This window comes from Epibacterium ulvae (assembly GCF_900102795.1).
Lineage (GTDB): Bacteria > Pseudomonadota > Alphaproteobacteria > Rhodobacterales > Rhodobacteraceae > Epibacterium > Epibacterium ulvae.
The window spans coordinates 128,532-147,139 of the sequence record NZ_FMWG01000001.1; the positions used below are offsets into that span (position 1 = coordinate 128,532).

The 18,608-nt window shown below is 52.3% G+C and carries 17 protein-coding genes; 14 read left to right on the forward strand and 3 right to left on the reverse strand.

Features of this window, described 5'->3' with window-relative positions; genetic code table 11:
* Positions 1 to 67 precede the first annotated feature (67 nt).
* Both BLP79_RS00665 and hemF read left to right on the forward strand, forming a co-directional pair.
* Positions 68 to 871 (forward strand): SDR family NAD(P)-dependent oxidoreductase, encoded by an 804-nt coding sequence (locus tag BLP79_RS00665; RefSeq protein ID WP_090214719.1) that lies wholly within the window; start codon positions 68 to 70, stop codon positions 869 to 871.
* A 15-nt stretch (positions 872 to 886) separates the two neighbouring features.
* A complete protein-coding gene (hemF, locus tag BLP79_RS00670; protein WP_090214720.1) occupies positions 887 to 1,780 on the forward strand; it encodes an oxygen-dependent coproporphyrinogen oxidase in 894 nt (297 codons plus the stop codon).
* 3 nt (positions 1,781 to 1,783) lie between these two features.
* Here the strand turns inward: hemF and BLP79_RS00675 are convergent, their stop codons facing one another.
* Positions 1,784 to 2,263: an Lrp/AsnC ligand binding domain-containing protein gene (locus BLP79_RS00675; protein ID WP_090214721.1), complete on the reverse strand. Its 480-nt coding sequence runs from the start codon at positions 2,261 to 2,263 to the stop codon at positions 1,784 to 1,786.
* A gap of 191 nt (positions 2,264 to 2,454) precedes the next feature.
* Here BLP79_RS00675 and BLP79_RS00680 point away from each other — a divergent pair, with 191 nt between their 5' ends.
* A complete protein-coding gene (locus BLP79_RS00680; RefSeq protein WP_090214724.1) occupies positions 2,455 to 2,892 on the forward strand; it encodes a universal stress protein in 438 nt (145 codons plus the stop codon).
* 20 nt (positions 2,893 to 2,912) lie between these two features.
* Positions 2,913 to 4,466, forward strand: a complete 1,554-nt coding sequence (locus BLP79_RS00685; protein ID WP_090214727.1) for an alanine/glycine:cation symporter family protein — start codon at positions 2,913 to 2,915, stop codon at positions 4,464 to 4,466.
* A gap of 123 nt (positions 4,467 to 4,589) precedes the next feature.
* Here the strand turns inward: BLP79_RS00685 and BLP79_RS00690 are convergent, their stop codons facing one another.
* Both BLP79_RS00690 and BLP79_RS00695 read right to left on the reverse strand, forming a co-directional pair.
* Positions 4,590 to 5,651, reverse strand: a complete 1,062-nt coding sequence (locus BLP79_RS00690) for an ABC transporter ATP-binding protein (RefSeq protein ID WP_090214730.1) — start codon at positions 5,649 to 5,651, stop codon at positions 4,590 to 4,592.
* A 19-nt stretch (positions 5,652 to 5,670) separates the two neighbouring features.
* Positions 5,671 to 6,462 (reverse strand): IclR family transcriptional regulator, encoded by a 792-nt coding sequence (locus BLP79_RS00695; protein ID WP_090214732.1) that lies wholly within the window; start codon positions 6,460 to 6,462, stop codon positions 5,671 to 5,673.
* Positions 6,463 to 6,604: 142 nt separating this feature from the next.
* Between BLP79_RS00695 and BLP79_RS00700 the strand changes: the two genes are divergently transcribed.
* From BLP79_RS00700 to BLP79_RS00745, 10 genes are all read left to right on the forward strand, one after another.
* Positions 6,605 to 7,858 (forward strand): ABC transporter substrate-binding protein, encoded by a 1,254-nt coding sequence (locus BLP79_RS00700; RefSeq protein ID WP_090214735.1) that lies wholly within the window; start codon positions 6,605 to 6,607, stop codon positions 7,856 to 7,858.
* Positions 7,859 to 7,971: 113 nt separating this feature from the next.
* On the forward strand, positions 7,972 to 8,889 hold the full coding sequence (locus tag BLP79_RS00705; RefSeq protein ID WP_170830433.1) for a carbohydrate ABC transporter permease: 918 nt from the start codon (positions 7,972 to 7,974) through the stop codon (positions 8,887 to 8,889).
* Position 8,890: 1 nt separating this feature from the next.
* Positions 8,891 to 9,739, forward strand: coding sequence for a carbohydrate ABC transporter permease (locus BLP79_RS00710; RefSeq protein ID WP_090214745.1), 849 nt, complete (start codon positions 8,891 to 8,893; stop codon positions 9,737 to 9,739).
* Positions 9,736 to 11,826, forward strand: a complete 2,091-nt coding sequence (locus BLP79_RS00715) for an alpha-galactosidase (RefSeq protein WP_090214746.1) — start codon at positions 9,736 to 9,738, stop codon at positions 11,824 to 11,826. Before BLP79_RS00710 ends, BLP79_RS00715 begins: the two co-directional genes overlap by 4 nt.
* The gene (locus BLP79_RS00720; protein WP_090214747.1) at positions 11,823 to 13,532 is read left to right on the forward strand and encodes an IlvD/Edd family dehydratase; all 1,710 of its coding nucleotides are present in this window, start codon (positions 11,823 to 11,825) and stop codon (positions 13,530 to 13,532) included. The genes BLP79_RS00715 and BLP79_RS00720 overlap by 4 nt, the downstream gene beginning before the upstream one ends.
* Positions 13,532 to 14,296 (forward strand): SDR family NAD(P)-dependent oxidoreductase, encoded by a 765-nt coding sequence (locus BLP79_RS00725; protein ID WP_090214748.1) that lies wholly within the window; start codon positions 13,532 to 13,534, stop codon positions 14,294 to 14,296. The genes BLP79_RS00720 and BLP79_RS00725 overlap by 1 nt, the downstream gene beginning before the upstream one ends.
* Positions 14,293 to 15,219, forward strand: coding sequence for a 2-dehydro-3-deoxygalactonokinase (locus tag BLP79_RS00730; protein WP_090214750.1), 927 nt, complete (start codon positions 14,293 to 14,295; stop codon positions 15,217 to 15,219). The genes BLP79_RS00725 and BLP79_RS00730 overlap by 4 nt, the downstream gene beginning before the upstream one ends.
* The gene (locus tag BLP79_RS00735; protein WP_090214752.1) at positions 15,216 to 15,824 is read left to right on the forward strand and encodes a 2-dehydro-3-deoxy-6-phosphogalactonate aldolase; all 609 of its coding nucleotides are present in this window, start codon (positions 15,216 to 15,218) and stop codon (positions 15,822 to 15,824) included. Before BLP79_RS00730 ends, BLP79_RS00735 begins: the two co-directional genes overlap by 4 nt.
* Complete coding sequence (locus tag BLP79_RS00740) at positions 15,821 to 16,663, forward strand: SMP-30/gluconolactonase/LRE family protein (RefSeq protein ID WP_090214755.1); 843 nt, start codon at positions 15,821 to 15,823, stop codon at positions 16,661 to 16,663. Before BLP79_RS00735 ends, BLP79_RS00740 begins: the two co-directional genes overlap by 4 nt.
* A 19-nt stretch (positions 16,664 to 16,682) precedes the next feature.
* Entirely contained in the window at positions 16,683 to 18,596 is a 1,914-nt protein-coding gene (locus BLP79_RS00745) for a beta-galactosidase (RefSeq protein ID WP_090214759.1), read from the forward strand.
* The last annotated feature ends 12 nt before the right edge of the window (positions 18,597 to 18,608 follow it).

Consider the following 18,608-nt stretch of genomic DNA (forward strand, 5'->3'; position numbering starts at 1 on the left):
TTGGTTTCCCTAGTTGGCGAACCAGTCTATCTTGCTGCGAAACCTGAACACGCGCAGAGGCTTTTTTATGTCGTTTTCCATTTCTGGTAAGACAGCGATTGTAACCGGTGCATCAAGCGGTATCGGCTTGGCAATTGGCAAACAGTTCGCCGATGCTGGTGCAAATGTGATGTTTGCAGATATGCAGGAATCTGCGCTTGTGCGAGAGTTGGGGCAGCAAGTCGAGGATAGCAATATTCGTTATTTCGCTGGCGATCTGCGAGAGCGGCTTACGATTGCCAACCTCTTGTCTGCGACCATTGATGCCTTTGATGAGATCGACATTCTGGTGAATGGCGCGCGTCAGGTTGAAGCAACGGATCTGTTGGATCCCGAAGACGATTCGCTTGATCGGATGTTGAATCAAAACTTGCTGCCGACTTTGCGTTTGTCGCAACAGGTGGCGCGCCGGATGATCAAACAAAGCGCAGATCAAGAGGGAGATGATGTTGTGGGGACAATTATCAATTTGTCTTCTATTGCGGCGCGTCGCACGCACCCGGACTTGATGGCTTACTCGGTTGCTTCGGCGGCTTTGGATCAATTGACGCGCTCTCTATCCGTTTCACTGGCGCCGCATCGTATTCGTGTGAACTCGATTGCTTTTGGTTCAGTGATGAGCGCGTCTATGCGACAAACTTTGAAAGACAATCGCAGTTTCCGTGCAGATATCGAAGAACATACCCCATTAGGACGCATCGCTGCACCTACTGAGCTGACAGAGGCAGCCCAGTTTCTGGCATCTGACGCCTCTGGCTTTATGACCGGACAAATTATGACATTGGATGGTGGGCGCACGTTGCTAGATCCCGTCGCCGCGCCGGTGCATTGATCAGGACTTTTGACTATGACTGCCGAGATGAAAACTGAAAAAGCCCGTGCTGCCGCGTGGTTTCGCACCCTTCGTGATGAGATTGTCGCTTGTTTTGAAGCGCTAGAGCAAAGCCATAGTGAAGGGCCCTTTTCGTCAGAAACAGCAGGTCAGTTTGAGGTCAGCGAAACGACACGCAGTTCAGCTGATGGGTCAGACGCTGGTGGCGGACTGATGAGCGTGATGCGTGGTGGTCGTGTGTTTGAAAAGGTCGGTGTCAATATCTCTGAAGTGTATGGCACCCTTGGGGAACGTGCGCAAAATGCTATGGCGGCACGTAAGGGGTTACCTGGCATGAAAGAGGATCCGCGGTTTTGGGCCTCTGGTATCTCGCTCGTTGCCCATATGCGAAACCCGCATGTTCCAGCCGTTCACATGAACACACGTATGTTCTGGACGCCGCATGCATGGTGGTTTGGGGGCGGATCTGATCTGAACCCCTGTCTTGAATATAAAGAAGATACAGCGCATTTTCATGCCACCCAAAAGACACAGCTTGATCCACATGGAAGTGAATTTTATCCGCGTTTGAAAGACTGGGCGGATGAATATTTCTATATCCCGCACCGAAACCGGGCGCGTGGTGTTGGCGGCATCTTTATGGATGATCAGAATTCAGGTGATTGGGAGGCGGATTTTGCTCTGACGCAAGATATTGGCCGTGCCTTTTTACCTGCTTTTGCGCCACTCGTTGAAAAACGGCGTGTGCAAACTTTCGGAGAAGCTGAAAAAGACGCACAGCTCATCCATCGTGGTCTCTACGCCGAGTATAATTTGGTGTATGATCGTGGGACAAAATTTGGATTGGAAACAGGTCATGACGCCAATGCCGTCTTGATGAGTCTGCCGCCGCTTGCGAAGTGGGTTTGACGATCATTCGCTGTTGATCGTAAATGCGATGTCCTGATCATGTTTAACGGTTTCCATAACCGCAAAAGAATTTGTCTGGCGTATGCCGGGAAGTTTATTTATCTTTTCGCCTAAGATTTCGCGGAAGTGGCCCATATCGCGCGTGCGAACGATCAACATGTAGTCAAATGATCCGGCAATCATCATGCAGGTCTCTACTTCTTCGATTCTAGTGACAGCTGCGTTTAATTCGTCCAAACTTGTATCAGCGGTTGCAGCCATTGATATTTGAACAATTGTCAGGTGTGATAATCCTAATGGCTCTGGATCTACAACGGCTTTGTACTTCGTGATAAGACCGGATTTTTCCAGTCTTTTGACACGCTCGGCACAGGGGGTATTTGTTAAGTTAACACGATTGGCCAGTTCGACGACAGACAGTCGCCCGTTTTGTTGTAGTTCGGTAAGAATTTTTCGGTCGATTCGGTCTAATTCTCTCTTCATCTAGTGAAATTCCCTGCAATTCTCTATTATACCGTGAATTATATCGTAATTTTGCTCAAATTTATCGCCAATCGCTAGAGAATTTTACTGATATTACGCGGATGAACGCCGCGCGCCTTGGATAAGGAAATTGGCGTTCCAATAACCAGCTGCGTTTTCGAAACTGCGCGGCATGGGATAAGGAGGAACTAATGAACGCAAAACTCATTATTGGGTTGGATGGCGAAGCGTCAGGAAGTCGCGCGCTATCTTATGGGAAAAAACTATCAAACTTGATCGGAGACTGCGCAATTGTCGTAGTTTATGTGATTGAATGGTCACCCTTTACCTTTCAGACAGCTGAAGAAAATGCACAGCGCCACAAACGCCGGGAAGAAGAGCTGAAGATTGCACAAGAGCGGATCATCGACCCCGCGATCAAACAGCTGGCGGCTGATGGGATCACAGCCACGGGTATTGTACGCCACGGCGATGTAGCGGATACGCTGAACGCGATTGCGCTGGAAGAAGGCGCTGAACAAATCGTGGTTGCTCGTTCGTCAGAGGGCGGCATTTCACGTCGCCTATTTGGTAGTGCCACAAGCAATCTGGTCATGCATGCAAGCGTGCCTGTGACTGTTGTCGGCTAATCCGGATTGTGAGGGATACAATGAATAACATGACTAAGTTTGGCCTGACATCGGCCATGACCGCTCTGGCGGCAAATAGCGCTTTGGCGCAAGAGGCGGTGAGCCTCGATGAAAAGGTGAACGCTGCCTTTGCATCCTCTACTGGCTGGTTCGTCAGCTTTATTTTCTCGCCTTTCCCCGGCACGTCCTTCCCATGGATCGTGATGTGGTTGGTGATCGCAGCGACGATCTTTACCCTGTACTTTGGCTTTGTGCAGTTCCGTTTCTTTGGCCACGCGATTTCGCTGGTTAAAGGAGACTATTCTGATCCCAACGATAAAGGCGAGGTCAGTCACTTCCAAGCGCTCGCAACGGCTTTGTCCGGTACTGTTGGTCTGGGGAATATCGCAGGTGTGGCCGTCGCTGTTGGCATCGGTGGTCCGGGCGCGACGTTCTGGATGATCATGGCCGGTCTGATGGGCATGGCATCCAAATTTGTTGAATGTACGCTTGGCGTGAAATACCGTAACGAGCTGGCGGATGGTACCGTTTCTGGTGGCCCTATGTACTACATCAGCAAAGGTTTCGCTGAAAAAGGCCTGCCGGGCGGTAAAATCCTTGCCGTTCTGTTTGCGATCTTCTGTATTCTTGGCGCCTTTGGCGGCGGCAATATGTTCCAAGCGAACCAAGCGCATGCTCAAATTGCTGGTATTGTTGGTGACTACCCGGGTTGGATCACAGGCATCGTATTTGCGGTTGTTGTCTTTATGGTGATTGTTGGCGGTATCAAATCTATCGCAAACGTGACTGAAAAAGTCGTGCCAATTATGGGCGTCATGTATGTCGGTGCGGCATTGATCATTCTGGCTGTAAACTTTGATATGATCGGTTGGGCCTTTGGTCAGATCTTTGAAGGTGCCTTTACAGGTCTGGGCGTCGCGGGCGGCTTGGTCGGTGCGTTGATCCAAGGTTTCAAACGTGCGGCTTTCTCAAACGAAGCGGGTGTTGGATCTGCGGCGATTGCGCACTCTGCGGTGAAAACCAACGAGCCAATCACTGAAGGTTTTGTTTCTCTGCTGGAGCCACTGATTGATACCGTTGTGATCTGTACAATGACCGCGCTGGTTATCATCATCAGCCAGCAGCTGATCATTGATCAGGAAACCGGAAACTATGTTTTGAATGAAGCAGGCACCGCAATTGCGACAGTTGGTGGTGTTGGCGGCGTTGCGCTGACCTCTGCGGCCTTTGGTGCCTCGATCAGCTGGTTTCCCTATATCCTCGCGATTGCAGTGATTCTGTTTGCCTTCTCTACGATGATTTCCTGGTCCTACTATGGTCTGAAAGCTTGGACATATCTGTTTGGTGAAGGGAAAGCCTCTGAACTGGTATTCAAGATCCTGTTCTGTATCTTCATCGTGATTGGTGCAGCGGCCAGCCTTGGTCCGGTTATCGACTTCTCAGATGCTGCGATCTTTGCAATGGCTGTTGTGAACATCTTCGCTTTGTACTTCCTGATGGGTGTTGTCCGCGAAGAACTTGCATCCTATGCGAGCCGCCTGAAATCTGGCGAAATCGTTAAACATAAAGGCTAAAGCCTGTGTCGTGGCCGGTTTGTACCGGCCGCTTTCCACACGGTATCGCAGCACTAACTTTGGTTTGGCATATAAAAAAGGGGCCCTGCGGGCCCCTTTTTCTTTTTTCGAAGTCGTGTTTGATCAGCGCAAACGCTGTTCACTTGCTGCATCAAAGAAATATGCATCTGCATCGTTGAAGTCCAAGCTTACGGCAGAGCCTTCGGCGATGGCGCCATCATCGCGGGTTTCCACGATAACCTTCTCGCCTGTTGGCGTGGTCAGGTAGTCATAAGAAACGCCTCCCAGACGTTCGCGCAGTTCCAGACGAATCGGGCTGTCCGCTTCGGCCACTTGCAGGTGTTGTGGGCGCACGCCAACCAGCACTTTGCTGCCGTTTGCAGGCAAGGAAACTGATGTGGACACGGCGCGACCACCCAAGGCGGGAACAGTTACAGCACCATTTTCAACCGTGCCCTCTAGGAAGTTCATTGCCGGGGAGCCAATGAAACCAGCCACGAATTTATTGTCTGGATCTTTGTAGAGATCCATCGGGCTGCCAACCTGTTCGATATGGCCTGCACGCAGAACGACGATTTTATCCGCTAGGGTCATCGCTTCAACCTGATCGTGGGTCACATAGATCATGGTTGCGCCAATTTCTTTGTGCAGGCGCGCGATTTCGACGCGCATGTCGACCCGTAGTTCTGCGTCAAGGTTTGACAAAGGTTCGTCAAACAGGAACACCTCAGGACCGCGAACAATTGCACGTCCGATCGCCACACGTTGACGTTGACCACCAGACATCGCTTTGGGTTTGCGCTTTAGGTATTGGTCAAGCTTCAGAATACGGCTGGCTTCTGCGACCTTTTCCTTGATCTCTTCTTTTGGATGGCCATTCATTTTCAGGCCAAATCCCATGTTCTCTTCCACAGTCATATGCGGATACAGGGCATAGGTCTGGAACACCATTGCAACGCCACGCTCCGAAGGATCCATATGAGTCACGTCGCGCGTGCCAATGTTAATCTGGCCATCTGTGGTCTCTTCCAGACCTGCAATCATGCGCAGCAGGGTAGACTTACCACAGCCCGAAGGGCCGACAAAGACGCAGAATTCGCCGTCTTCAATTTCGAGATCAATGTTATGGATAACTTGCACGTCTCCATATTTCTTGACCGCTTTTGATAGTGTGACTCCAGTCATTGCATTCCTCCTTGGGGGGTCAGCATGGGAACTGCCATGTTTCGGCAGCTGATGCGATTTCGGCAGCGGTTTCCTGCAGGACAGGGCGGTGAACCAGAAGCCCGTCCAGTGTCTGGCGCTGCGTTGATGTGGTAATGGAGAGTGCGCCAATCACGCGCCCCCCTTCAGACAGGATCGGTGCGGCAATGCAAATGATCCCGGGTTCATGTTCTTCGCGGTCAAAGGCAACACCGTCGCGTTTGATTTCTGCGAGTTCGGCCAGCAGTGCGTCTGGCGAGGCTAGGGTTGTAGGGGTATGTGCGAGAAAGGCTTGGCGTCGGATCGCGTCGGCCTGGGTGTTTTCATCGAGAAAGGCCATCATGGCTTTGCCAACACCGGTGCAAAAGCCAGGGCCAACTTTACCGGCCTGGCTGAACATTTCGATCGGTTGTGATGCTGAGCGTTTATCAACATATAAGACCTGACCACGATCAAGCTGGGCCAGGTGAATGGTTTCGCCAACTTGTGTGGCCAATGCGTCTATATATGGGCGCGCAATGGGTGCAAGGGAACTTTGACGCCAAGCTGCGTGTGCAAGACGGACCAAACGAAGTCCGGGGGCATAGGTTTGACGATCTTCATCGTAAGTAAGCATCCCTTGATTCGCCAAGGTTTGCACAAGCCGATACAAAGTCGCCTTGGGGTGTTCAGAGGCTGCAAGCAATTCTCCAAACCGGACGGGACGGCCAAATTGGGCCACCTGATCCAATATATTCAACGCTTTGCCGACGGTTCCGTCAGCGCCGCGTTGCGACGACTGTATTGCTGTCATCACGTTCCTCCCTGATGTTTCGCAGTGCGGCTACTATGAAACTGTTGACATTCTTAGCCAGAGTCCTTCATGGTTTCAATAGATGGAATGCAGTTCCATTATTTGAAACCTAGAACACAAAGGTTGAATTGGGAGGAAACCAATGAAAATGTTTAAAGCGACAGCTGCAGCCCTGGCGCTGTCGGTTGGGTTTGGTGCGGGCGCACAGGCGGAAGGTCTGTCCGGCACTCTGAAAATCTTCTCTGACATGTCGAACCCGGCGCCTCGCGCTGTGATGGAAGGCATGGTTGAGCGTTTCGGCGCATTGCATCCTGATCTGGATATTGAGCTGACCGTTATTGATCGCGAAGCGTATAAAACGCAGATCCGTAACTTCTTGACTGCAAACGCGCCAGACGTCGCAAACTGGTACGCTGCAAACCGCATGAAGCCTTACGTTGATGCAGGTCTTTTTGAAGACATCTCAGATGTTTGGGCAGATCCGGCACTGGCAGATCTCGCATCAACCAAGGGTGCGATGACGTTGGATGGTAAGCAGTGGGGCGTGCCTTACACTTACTATCAGTGGGGCGTTTACTATCGCGCAGACATCTATAACGAGTTGGGTCTGAGCGAGCCAGCAAGCTTTGATGAGATGAAGTCTAACTGTCAGGCGATTCTTGATTCTGGTCGTAAGTGCTACACCATTGGCACCAAATTCCTTTGGACCGCAGGTGGTTGGTTTGATTACCTGAACATGCGCACGAACGGGTATGACTACCACGCGAAGCTGACTGGCGGCGAAATCCCTTGGACTGATGACGGCGTAAAAGCGACCTTTGCAAACTGGCGCGAACTGATCGACATGGGTGCCTTTGTTGACAACCACACCGCCTACAGCTGGCAAGAATCACTGCCCTTCATTGTGTCCGGTGATGCGGCTGCGATCCTAAAGGGTAACTTTGCAGTTCCACCTCTGCGTGAAGCAGGCCTGGATGACAGCAAACTGGACTTCTATCAGTTCCCTGCAATCACCGAAGGTGTTGCGTTGTCCGAGGACGCGCCAACCGATACTTTCCACATTCCAGCAAAAGCTGAGAACAAAGAGGCGGCGCGTGAGTTCCTGAAGTTTGTTGTGTCTGCGGACAACCAAACTTTGATCAACAACGGCGATAACCTAGGCCAGTTGCCAGTGAACGCAAAATCATCAGTTGATGATGACAAGTTCCTGAAAGAAGGTTTCGAAATGCTGTCTGCAAACAGCCCAGGCGGTGTTGCACAGTTCTTTGATCGTGATGCACCAGCAGAAATGGCAAAAGTTGCAATGGAAGGCTTCCAAGAGTTCATGGTGAAACCAGATAATCTGGACAAGATCCTTGCGCGCTTGGACCGTGCTGCGAAGCGCATCTACAAGTAACTTTCTCACATGACGGGTGCAGCACGTGTATGTGCTGCACCCTTTTTTGCCACTTCCTGAACGGTCTGGTGAAGCCGACCGACTAAGGAATGACTCTCAATCGGAGATTGACCATGTCTTCATCCACCAAGGCCACGACAAAGTCGTCCTGGTATAAAAGGAATGAGATCGCGGTCACCCCATGGCTGTTCCTCGCACCGGGTGTGATCTTCTTTCTGTTCTATGTGATTTTCCCGATCTTTCAGTCGATCAGCGTGTCCTTTTACGAATGGGACGGTCTAAGCGACCCCGAATGGATCGGTTTGGGCAACTATGAAGAGTTGTATTGGGACGATGCGTTCTACGTCTCGCTGCGCAACAACTTGATCTGGCTGGTTTTATACCTGCTGGCGATTCCTGCGGGATTGTTTATCGCGTTGTTCCTCAACCAGACGGTAATGGGCATCCGCCTCTATAAGTCACTGTTTTTCTTCCCGTTTGTGATCTCTCAAGTTGTCGTGGGCCTTGTTTTTACATGGTTTTATGACCCGACATTTGGCTTGTTGAATGAGTTCATCGGCATTTTCGGGCTCGGTCCGATCAATGTGCTCGGGGACGAACGCTATGTAACTTACGGCATTATTGCTGCAGGCATCTGGCCGCAAACAGCTTATTGTATGATTCTGTATCTTACTGGTTTGAACGCTGTTGACCCTGAACAAATCGAAGCAGCGCGCCTTGATGGTGCGAAAGGCTGGCGCATGTTGTGGCACGTGATTGTTCCGCAGTTGAAACCTGCCACGTTTATTGCATTTGTTGTGACGATCATTGGCGCGTTGCGTTCATTCGACCTGATCTCAATCATGACCAATGGCGGGCCCTTTGGTGAAAGCCGCGTGCTGTCCTTTTACATGTTTGAAGTGGCTCTGTCCGAATATGGCTTCCGCATGGGCTATGGTGCGTCGATTGCGGTTGTGCTGTTCCTGATCATGCTCTTCTTCATCGCGTACTTCCTGTACTCCATGTACCAAGACGACAAAGGGGGTCGTTAAGATGTTTCCCACGCCTATCGAAAAATCCCCCCGCAGTTGGCAATTGACGTATCAGGCTCTTTTGCCTGTGGCGCTTGTAATGTGGCTGCTGCCCTTGATTGCGGTTGCCTTGTTCTCAATCAAACCCGATGCAGACTTCACCACCGGAAACTATTGGGGACTGCCCAGCTCGTTCAATTTCGTGGAGAATTATGGCAAGGTTTTCTTTGCCTCTGACATGCCACGCTATTTGCTCAACTCGGTGTTTATTACCGTTCCAACTGTTGTTGGCTGTGTCATCCTCAGCTCGATGACTGGCTTTGCCCTTGGCGTTTACAAGTTCAAGGCGAATCTCTGGGTGTTCTTCATGTTTGTTGCGGGCAACTTTGTCCCGTTTCAGATCTTGATGGTGCCTGTGCGTGATCTGACTTTGGATTTGGGATTGTACAACACCAAAACAGGGTTGGTTCTGTTCCATATCGCGTTCCAAACCGGCTTTTGTACTCTGTTCATGCGCAACTTTATCCGCGCACTGCCCTTTGATTTGATCGAAGTCGCACGTGTGGAAGGTGTCGCAGAATGGCGCATTTTCTGGTATGTTGTTCTGCCCTTGATGAAACCTGCATTGGCTGCAATGGCCGTGTTGATCTTCACGTTCATCTGGAACGATTTCTTTTGGGCTATCGTGCTCACTCAGGGGGCTGAAAGCCAGCCCGTGACTGCAGGTATTACCAGCTTCAATGCGCAATATCGTGCAGCGTATCACCTGATGAGTGCAGGCTCGATTGTCGCCGCTTTGCCTCCGGTTGCTATGTTCTTCTTGATGCAAAAGCACTTTATCGCAGGTCTCACACTAGGAGCCGTGAAATGATCCGATGCTGGCGTCTTGATGACTCACGCCAAACTCTTGTCCTGGGATCCCACAATGACCACCTCGCTGAGGTGGTCTATTGGGGCCCTAGGCTCTCTGATACTGAAAACCTGACCACGCTGTATCAAGCGCAGGTTTTGGACGTGACCGGGGGGATGCTTGATCAGAACCCCGAATTGTCTATTTGTCCTGAAGCAACACGTACATTCCCCGGTCAACCGGGACTGAACATACGCGATTCTGATGGCACGCCGTTGCTGCCGAAATTTTGTTTTTCGTCCGCAACCGAAGAGGATGGCGTTTTAACGCTGACCTATATCGATGATAGTACAACCCTAACTTACACTGCCAGGTTCTCTATTGATGGGCAGACACATGTGATCGAAGCACAGGCCAGCGTTTCCTCAACGCGCCCAGTGCACTTGCATTGGCTGTCCGCCCCGGTGTTCCCGGCCCCGCAATTCTCTGATGAGATGATCGATTTCGCTGGCCGCTGGTGTGGCGAATTCCAGATGAACCGCACGCCATGGTCTGCAGGTATTCGCTACCGCAACAACCGGACTGGCCGTACCGGACATGAACATTTCCCGGGTTTGATTGTGCCCTGTCGTGGAGCGACGAACGCTACGGGCCATGCTTATGCGTTCCATTATGGATGGTCTGGTGGTCACCGTATGGTGGCCGAAGAACTACCCGATGGCCGCCGTCAGGTGCAGTTTGGGCATGCATCCCGCGTGGAAATGGCAGCTGCGACCGAATTTAAAACCGCAAAGCTATATGCGATGTTCTCAGACGATGGTCTGAATGGCTGCGCGGTTGCGTTCCAGCGCCATTTGCGGGACCGCATCGTGCAATGGCCGCAGGCGGATCGTCCCCGTCCTGTCCATTATAACTGTTGGGAAGCGGTCTATTTCAACCACAACCTACCTGAACTGAAAGATATAGCAGAACGCGCAGCAAAACTTGGTGCTGAGCGTTTTGTTCTGGATGATGGCTGGTTTGGAAACCGTGATGATGACACAACATCGCTGTCAGATTGGGAAGTCGATCCGCGCAAATATCCTGATGGGCTGACGCCGCTGATCGATCACGTTCATAGTCTGGGGATGAGCTTTGGCATCTGGTTTGAGCCAGAGATGATCAACGAAGATTCCGATATCCACCGCGCGCACCCGGATTGGGCATTGGGTGGTGAAGATCAAATTCTGGGTCGCCAGCAGAAAGCCTTGAATATGGGCCTGCCAGAGGTTCGCGATTTTCTGTTTGACCGGATTGGCGCGGTTTTGCGGGATCACGATATTGATTACATCAAATGGGACCACAACCGCGTGTTGCCCATGCCTGATGCAGCACAAACCCGAGGCTCTTATGCGCTGATCGACCGCCTGCGTGAGGCTTTCCCAAAAGTGGAAATCGAAAGCTGTGCTTCTGGTGGCGGTCGGATCGATTTTGGCATTCTTGAGCGCACACATCGGGTGTGGCTGTCAGATTCCAATGATGCACATGAACGCTTGCGGATGCAGCATAATGCGGCAATCTTTCTACCTTCAGCTGTCACTGGTAGTCATGTAGGACCGCGTGAATGCCATACCTCAGGACGCGTGTATGACATCCGTTATCGGGCTTGGGTGGCTGCACAACGTCACATGGGTTTCGAGATGGACCCACGTGAGCTGACAGAAGACGAAGCCAAGGTGCTCACGGATGTGACCAACTGGTGGAAAGAAAATCGCGATTGGATGAACACTGCAGACATTCTGCGGTTGGACAGTTCAGATGAAGCTGTCATTGCCGAACAACAGCTGGCGCAAAACCATGAGCGTTTTGTAGTTTTTGCCGGGAAAGCAGCAACATCAGCACAGATTGCGCCGCGTCCATTGCGACTGACCAGATTGTCGGCCGACAGTATGTACCGAGTTGAGTTGAAGAACCGCGATGAAATCGCACCGCCAACGCTGTCGCGGGGCAACCCACTTCTTAAAACCGATCCGATGGTCGTGAGCGGCGCTTTCCTGATGAACCATGGTATTACCCTGCCGTGGAGCTTCCCGGATCGCATGTGGGTTATTGAAGGAACCTTGGTATGACCAAAGAGAGACGTAACCGCAGCTGGTATGGCATGATGGATAAGGATGGTTTTATCCGTCGCTCTTGGATGAAAAATCAGGGGTTTCCTGATCATGTGTTTGATGGTCGCCCTGTTATCGGCATCTGCAACACTTGGTCTGAACTGACCCCCTGCAACTCTGGCCTGCGGGAACTGGCCGAAGGTGTGAAACGAGGCGTGTGGGAGGCTGGAGGTTTCCCTGTGGAATTCCCAGCAATGTCTTTGGGTGAAACCCAGATGAAGCCCACAGCGATGCTGTTCCGCAACCTTTTGGCGATGGACGTCGAAGAAAGCATTCGCGCCTATGGTATGGATGGCGTGGTTCTGCTGGGCGGCTGTGACAAAACCACACCGGGCCAATTGATGGGCGCGGCTTCGGTTGATCTGCCGACCATCGTTGTGTCATCCGGTCCTATGCTGAACGGAAAATGGAAAGGCCGCGATCTGGGCTCTGGCACGGATGTGCGCAAATTTGCGATGGACGTGAAAGCGGGGGAAATGACCCTCAAAGACTTCATGGCGACTGAATCAGGCATGTCACGCTCCAAAGGGGTTTGCATGACCATGGGCACAGCTTCGACCATGTCGTCTCTGTCCGAGGCCATGGGGCTGTCCTTACCGATGAACGGTTCACTCCCGGCTGTTGATGCGCGGCGTATGGCGTTGGCGCATATGACAGGCAAACGTATTGTTGAGATGGTTGAGGAAGATCTGAAGTTTTCGGATGTGATCACCAAAGAGAGCTTTGAAAATGCGATCCTTGCCAATGCGGCCTTAGGGGGATCGACCAATGCGGTGATGCATCTTCTAGCATTGGCAGGGCGTGTAGGCGTGGATCTGGGTCTGGAAGACTTTGAGATCGGCGGAGAAATTCCATTGCTTGTAAACTGCATGCCATCGGGGAAATACCTGATGGAGGATTTCTGCTATGCAGGCGGTGTTCCGGTTGTGTTGAAAGAGATCGCGCACAAATTGCGGGATGCCAACACTGTGATGGGTAAGGATATTTCCCATTATTACGAAGAGGCGGAATGCTATAACCGTGACGTCATCTATGCCTATGATGAACCGCGCAAACCGGCTGCTGGCCTGCGTGTGCTGCGTGGCAACCTTGCGCCGCGCGGTGCAATTGTAAAACCATCTGCTGCGTCAGATCACTTGCTGGAACACGAGGGCGAAGCCTATGTGTTCGAAACGATTGAAGAGCTGAAAGCAAACATCGACCGGGATGATCTGCCAGTCGATGAAAATACTATTCTTGTTCTGAAACACTGCGGGCCCAAAGGCTATCCGGGTATGCCCGAAGTCGGGGACATGCCCGTTCCTGCAAAATTGGTGAAGCAGGGCGTGCGCGATATCGTGCGCGTGTCTGATGCGCGCATGTCTGGCACTGCCTTTGGCACTGTGATCCTGCATGTGGCACCCGAAGCCACCGCAGGTGGTCCAATCGCGCTGGTAAAAACCGGCGATCGCATCAAAGTTTCTGCCTCTACCGGTGTTCTTGAACTCTTGGTGGATGAAGCTGAGCTGGAAGCGCGCCGCGCTGATTGGGTCGAACCCGACCCTCATTACACCCGTGGTTATGCCAAAATGTACGTCGATCACGTGCTGCAGGCTGACAAGGGTGCTGATCTTGATTTTCTGGTGGGTAAAGACACCCGCCCCGTCACACGGGAGAGCCATTGATGTCTGCAACATTTCATGACCTGAAAGGTAAATCCGTATTTATCACTGGTGGCGGTTCTGGCATCGGCGCATTCTTGACCGAAGGCTTTTTGTTACAAGGGGCTAAGGTGGCTTTTGTTGGGCGTTCAGATGCTACAGAATTCTGTGATGAGATGGAGGAAAAGTACGGGGTTCGCCCTCTGTTTATCCAGTGCGACATCACGGATATTCCAGCCTTGAAAGCAGCAATGCAGCAGGCAGCAGAAGCGCACGGGGCAATAACGGCACTGGTGAATAATGCTGCGAATGACAAACGTCATGAAACCCTCGACGTCGATGAAGAGTTCTGGGATTGGTCGCAGTCGATCAATCTAAAAGCCTATTTCTTTGCCTGTCAGGAAGCTGTGAAAGGTATGAAGGAAGCAGGTGGCGGATCTATCATCAACTTTACCTCAATTTCCTACATGATGGGCAATGCGGGATATCCCGCGTATACAACCGCGAATTCCGGCATCAACGGTATGACCCGTTCACTGGCACGGGAATTTGGGCCTGATAAAATTCGCCTCAACGCGATTGCGCCCGGTTGGGTTTTAACCGACAAGCAAAAAGAACTGTGGGTTACTCCCGAAGCACTTGAAGAGCATCTGGGGCGCCAATGCCTGAAAGACACGCTGGGCCCTGAAGACATCGTGGGCGCGACACTGTTCCTTGCGTCTGACAGCAGTAAAATGATGACGGGTCAGGCGATGGTTGTAGATGGCGGGGTAGTGGTGACAGGATGACCTCTGGCCTTGATATTCCTCCAGCTTGGATTGCAGCGGATTGGGGCACCACCCAAGTGCGTGTGTGGTTGCTTGCCGCAGACGGGACCGTGCTTGCACGGCGCACATCTGACAAAGGCATGGGGCGGATTTCCCCTGATGCTTATGAAGGGGTTCTGTTAGAACTTATCGGAGATGCATTGCCAATTGAAGGCAAGCTGGATGTCGTGATTTGTGGCATGGCCGGCTCGCGCCAAGGTTGGTCTGAAGCGCCTTATGCCGCAACACCTTGCCCGCCGCCATCAATTGACATGGCGACTCATGTTGCCACACAAGACGCTCGGCTCAACGTGCACATATTGCCGGGGGTGAAACAGATGTCTCCGGCTGATGTGATGCGGGGGGAAGAGACGCAGATCATGGGTGTTACGGCACGAGATGCGCAGTTCGATGGGGTGATTTGCCTGCCGGGCACACATACCAAATGGGCGCATGTCCAGGCCGGGCAGATCACTGAATTTGCCACTTTCATGAGTGGTGAATTGTTCAATGTGATCGGAGATCATTCGGTTCTGCGTCATTCTGTCGGGCGTGATGGCTGGAATGAAACAGCCTTTAGAAACGCCTGCGTCAAAGCCATCGAAAACCCAAATACGCTTATGCAGTCGCTGTTTGGATTGCGCGCTGAGGCTTTGGTGGCAGACCTATCCCCTGAGGCTGCACGTGCGACCTTGTCTGGCTTGTTGCTTGGGGCGGAATTGACGGCCGCACAAAGCTACTGGGACAGTTCAGATGTGACGATTGTTGGTGAAAACGCGCTGTCACAGGCCTATGCTGCGGCCTTGGCCACCCAAGGTAAAACGCCTCGCATCGTTGATGCGGAAGAAACAACTTTAAATGGCCTGAAGGCCGCCCACTCCCATTTGCAAGAGAGCCAATCATGAGCCGCGAAATCATTGCCATTCTGCGTGGTATCACACCTGACGAAGCAATTGGCGTAACCGAAGCGCTGATTGACGCTGGGATTTCCAAGATCGAAGTACCACTGAATTCGCCTGAACCCTTTGACAGCATTTCTAAGATGCTTGAACTGGCAGGTGAAAACGCGCTTGTGGGTGCGGGTACTGTGCTGACTGTTGAAAATGTCGCGCGTCTGAAACAGATCGGTGCGCAGATGGTGATTTCACCGGACGCAAACCCGGATGTGATCATGGCCACCAAAGCTTCGGGCATGTTGTCTTACCCCGGTGTATTTACACCGACGGAATGTTTTTCTGCGCTGCGCCACGGCGCAGATGGGTTGAAATTCTTCCCCGCTTTCAAATTTGGGATCGATGGATTTAATGCGGTGAAAGCAGTGTTGCCAAAAGAGACCAAAACCTATGCGGTTGGCGGTGTCGGGCCTGCGAATTTTGCCGATTGGCAGGCTGCCGGTATCACAGGGTTTGGTATTGGTTCTAACCTCTACAAACAGGGTCGAAGTGTTGCAGATATTGCATCAATCGCAAAAGACATGGTTGCGGCCTATGACGAGGCCTTTGGCGCATGATCCAAACAATCAGCTCTACGGCATGTACACTGGGGGAGGGGGCTTTTTGGCATCCCTCCCTTCAGCAATTTTTCTGGTTCGATATTCTAGGTAAGCGGTTTTATACGCTGCAGGACGGGGAAGAGCGACACTGGCAGTTTGACGAATGCGTCTCAGCGGTTGGTTGGATTGATGATAGTCGCTTCCTGCTTGCTTCGGCCACTGCGCTCTGGGAGTTTAATATCGAAACCGGCGAGCAGAGCTTTGTTGTCGGGCTTGAGGCTGACAATGTTGAAACACGGTCAAATGATGGGCGTGCGGACCCTTGGGGTGGGTTCTGGATTGGAACCATGGGTTATAACGCAGAACCCGGCGCTGGTGCCATCTACCGCTATTATCACGGTGAATTGCGTACGGTTGTGCCAGATGTGACGATTTCTAATGCGATTTGTTTCGCCCCAGATCAATCTTGTGCGTACTACACAGATACCGTGACCGGTAAAATCATGCGCCAGCCACTAGATGCTGAGGATGGTTGGCCAATTGGCAAGGCTGAGCTGTTTGTTGATCTGTCCGCTGAAGATTTCGGCCCGGACGGTGCTGTTGTCGATGCGGATGGCAACCTATGGAATGCACAGTGGGGCGCATCGCGTGTGGCCTGCTATAGTCCTGCTGGTGAATTCCTGCGCGCCGTGGCGGTGCCTACGCCGCAGGCGTCATGCCCTGCTTTTGGCGGTGCAGACCTTGCGACGCTGTATGTAACCACCGCCGCTGATGGCGGATTGCCTGCGCCTGCAGGTCAGACCTTTGCCATCGCCGATGTGGCGTGTGGTCAAAAAGAACATCAAGTCAAACTCTAAAAATAAGAGGGCAAAACACATGCTCCGGACCCTTGGCACTTGCTATTATCCCGAACATTGGCCTGAAGATATCTGGGCCGAAGATGCACGTCGCATGGTGGAGGCTGGCTTGACATGGGTTCGGATCGGTGAATTTGCTTGGTCCAGACTAGAACCCAGTCCCGGTGATCTGCAATTTGAATGGCTGGACCGTGCGATTGAGGTGTTGGGACAGGCAGGTCTTAAGGTCGTGCTTGGTACACCAACAGCGACACCACCGCGCTGGATGGCGGATCGACATCCAGACATGTTTGCTGTGGATGATCAGGGTCGCCCACGTGGGTTTGGATCACGCAGGCACTATTGCTTTAGCCACAAAGGGTATTTTGCTGAAAGCCAGCGTATCACCCGTTTGTTTGCCGAGCGCTTTGGGAAAAATCCGCATGTTGCGGCTTGGCAGACTGACAATGAATACGGCTGCCATGATACGATCATAAGCTATTCTGAGGCGGCACGTGATGGGTTTCGCACTTGGCTTCAGGTGCAATTTAATGATGATATCGCAGCGCTGAATGCGGCGTGGGGTAATGTTTTCTGGTCAATGGAATATCGCGCCTTTGACGAGATTGCGCTCCCAAATCTCACAGTGACAGAGCCAAACCCAGCGCATGTTCATGCGTTCCGCAGATTCTCGTCTGATCAGGTTGTGGCATTTAACCGCGCGCAGGTTGAGATCATCAAAGACCATTCAAGCGCGCCGATCTCGCATAATTACATGGGCCGGATCACTGATTTTGATCATTTCAAAACAGGCGATGATCTGGAAATTGCCACATGGGACAGCTATCCTTTGGGCTTCCTTGAAGATCGCGTTGGAGCGTCTCCAGAACAGCAGCGTGCTTATGCGCGCCAAGGTGATCCAGATTTTCAGGCGCTGCATCATGATCTTTACCGCGCTGTTGGCAAAGGTCGCTGGTGGGTGATGGAACAACAGCCCGGTCCGGTCAATTGGGCGCCTTATAACCCTGCGCCTTTATCTGGTATGGTACGGCTGTGGAGCTGGGAAGCCTTTGCCCACGGCGCCGAAGCAGTGTGTTATTTCCGCTGGCGACAAGCGCCTTTTGCCCAAGAGCAATTGCATGCGGGCATGCTGCGTCCCGATAGCAAAGATGCGCCTGCCATGGCCGAGGCAATGCAGGTTGCAGCTGAATTGAAAGATACGCCAGATGTGCAACCTGCACAGGCACCTGTCGCCTTGATGTTTGACTATGATGCAGATTGGGCCTGGGCAACACAGCCACAGGGACAGGGGCTTAGCTATTTTGGTCTGATCTTTGATGTTTATCGTGCGCTGCGTCGTGCAGGTCTTAGCGTGGATATTGTGCGCCCCGAAACCCGCGATTTTGCGGGATATAAAATGGTCCTTGTTCCTGGCATGATGCATATGCCTGATGATCTGAAACAGGCGCTAGCCGCTTCGCAGGCACAGGTGATTTACGGGCCACGCAGTGCTGCACGGGATGCGAGCTTTAATATCCCAAATCCCTTACCACCAGCGTTGCCGGGTTTGGATGTAACTGTGTCCCGGCTTGAAACGATCCGTCCGGACATGCCGCGTCCGCTTAAGGGGGGGGGTGCGGCCATTCATTATGTCGAAGAGCTAGAAGGGACAGGTGAACCCATTTTGCGCACCAACGCCGGTGAGGTGATTGCGATGCGCGATGGTCATAAGATCTATTGCGGTGCCTGGTTGGATGATGACGGATTTGGCATGTTGTTGCGCCAGCTCGCAATCGAGGCCGGATTGACAGTGCGCGATCTGCCCGAAGGTATCCGCGTGCGCCAGACCGCAACCGAAGAGTTCTGGTTTAATCACACCGCGGCCCCAGTAAAGACAGAAGTTGGCCTATTGCCTGCTGCAGGTGTTTTGCGGCGCCCGCGTCCGGCCTGCTGATCCCAAAGGAGC

Excerpts from the sequence above, each read along its gene's own strand:
- BLP79_RS00665 (WP_090214719.1), top strand. The coding sequence starts at position 68 with ATGTCGTTTTCCATTTCTGGTAAGACAGCGATTGTAACCGGTGCATCA.
- hemF (WP_090214720.1), top strand. The coding sequence starts at position 887 with ATGACTGCCGAGATGAAAACTGAAAAAGCCCGTGCTGCCGCGTGGTTT.
- BLP79_RS00675 (WP_090214721.1), bottom strand. The coding sequence starts at position 2,263 with ATGAAGAGAGAATTAGACCGAATCGACCGAAAAATTCTTACCGAACTA.
- BLP79_RS00680 (WP_090214724.1), top strand. The coding sequence starts at position 2,455 with ATGAACGCAAAACTCATTATTGGGTTGGATGGCGAAGCGTCAGGAAGT.
- BLP79_RS00685 (WP_090214727.1), top strand. The coding sequence starts at position 2,913 with ATGAATAACATGACTAAGTTTGGCCTGACATCGGCCATGACCGCTCTG.
- BLP79_RS00690 (WP_090214730.1), bottom strand. The coding sequence starts at position 5,651 with ATGACTGGAGTCACACTATCAAAAGCGGTCAAGAAATATGGAGACGTG.
- BLP79_RS00695 (WP_090214732.1), bottom strand. The coding sequence starts at position 6,462 with ATGACAGCAATACAGTCGTCGCAACGCGGCGCTGACGGAACCGTCGGC.
- BLP79_RS00700 (WP_090214735.1), top strand. The coding sequence starts at position 6,605 with ATGAAAATGTTTAAAGCGACAGCTGCAGCCCTGGCGCTGTCGGTTGGG.
- BLP79_RS00705 (WP_170830433.1), top strand. The coding sequence starts at position 7,972 with ATGTCTTCATCCACCAAGGCCACGACAAAGTCGTCCTGGTATAAAAGG.
- BLP79_RS00710 (WP_090214745.1), top strand. The coding sequence starts at position 8,891 with ATGTTTCCCACGCCTATCGAAAAATCCCCCCGCAGTTGGCAATTGACG.
- BLP79_RS00715 (WP_090214746.1), top strand. The coding sequence starts at position 9,736 with ATGATCCGATGCTGGCGTCTTGATGACTCACGCCAAACTCTTGTCCTG.
- BLP79_RS00720 (WP_090214747.1), top strand. The coding sequence starts at position 11,823 with ATGACCAAAGAGAGACGTAACCGCAGCTGGTATGGCATGATGGATAAG.
- BLP79_RS00725 (WP_090214748.1), top strand. The coding sequence starts at position 13,532 with ATGTCTGCAACATTTCATGACCTGAAAGGTAAATCCGTATTTATCACT.
- BLP79_RS00730 (WP_090214750.1), top strand. The coding sequence starts at position 14,293 with ATGACCTCTGGCCTTGATATTCCTCCAGCTTGGATTGCAGCGGATTGG.
- BLP79_RS00735 (WP_090214752.1), top strand. The coding sequence starts at position 15,216 with ATGAGCCGCGAAATCATTGCCATTCTGCGTGGTATCACACCTGACGAA.
- BLP79_RS00740 (WP_090214755.1), top strand. The coding sequence starts at position 15,821 with ATGATCCAAACAATCAGCTCTACGGCATGTACACTGGGGGAGGGGGCT.
- BLP79_RS00745 (WP_090214759.1), top strand. The coding sequence starts at position 16,683 with ATGCTCCGGACCCTTGGCACTTGCTATTATCCCGAACATTGGCCTGAA.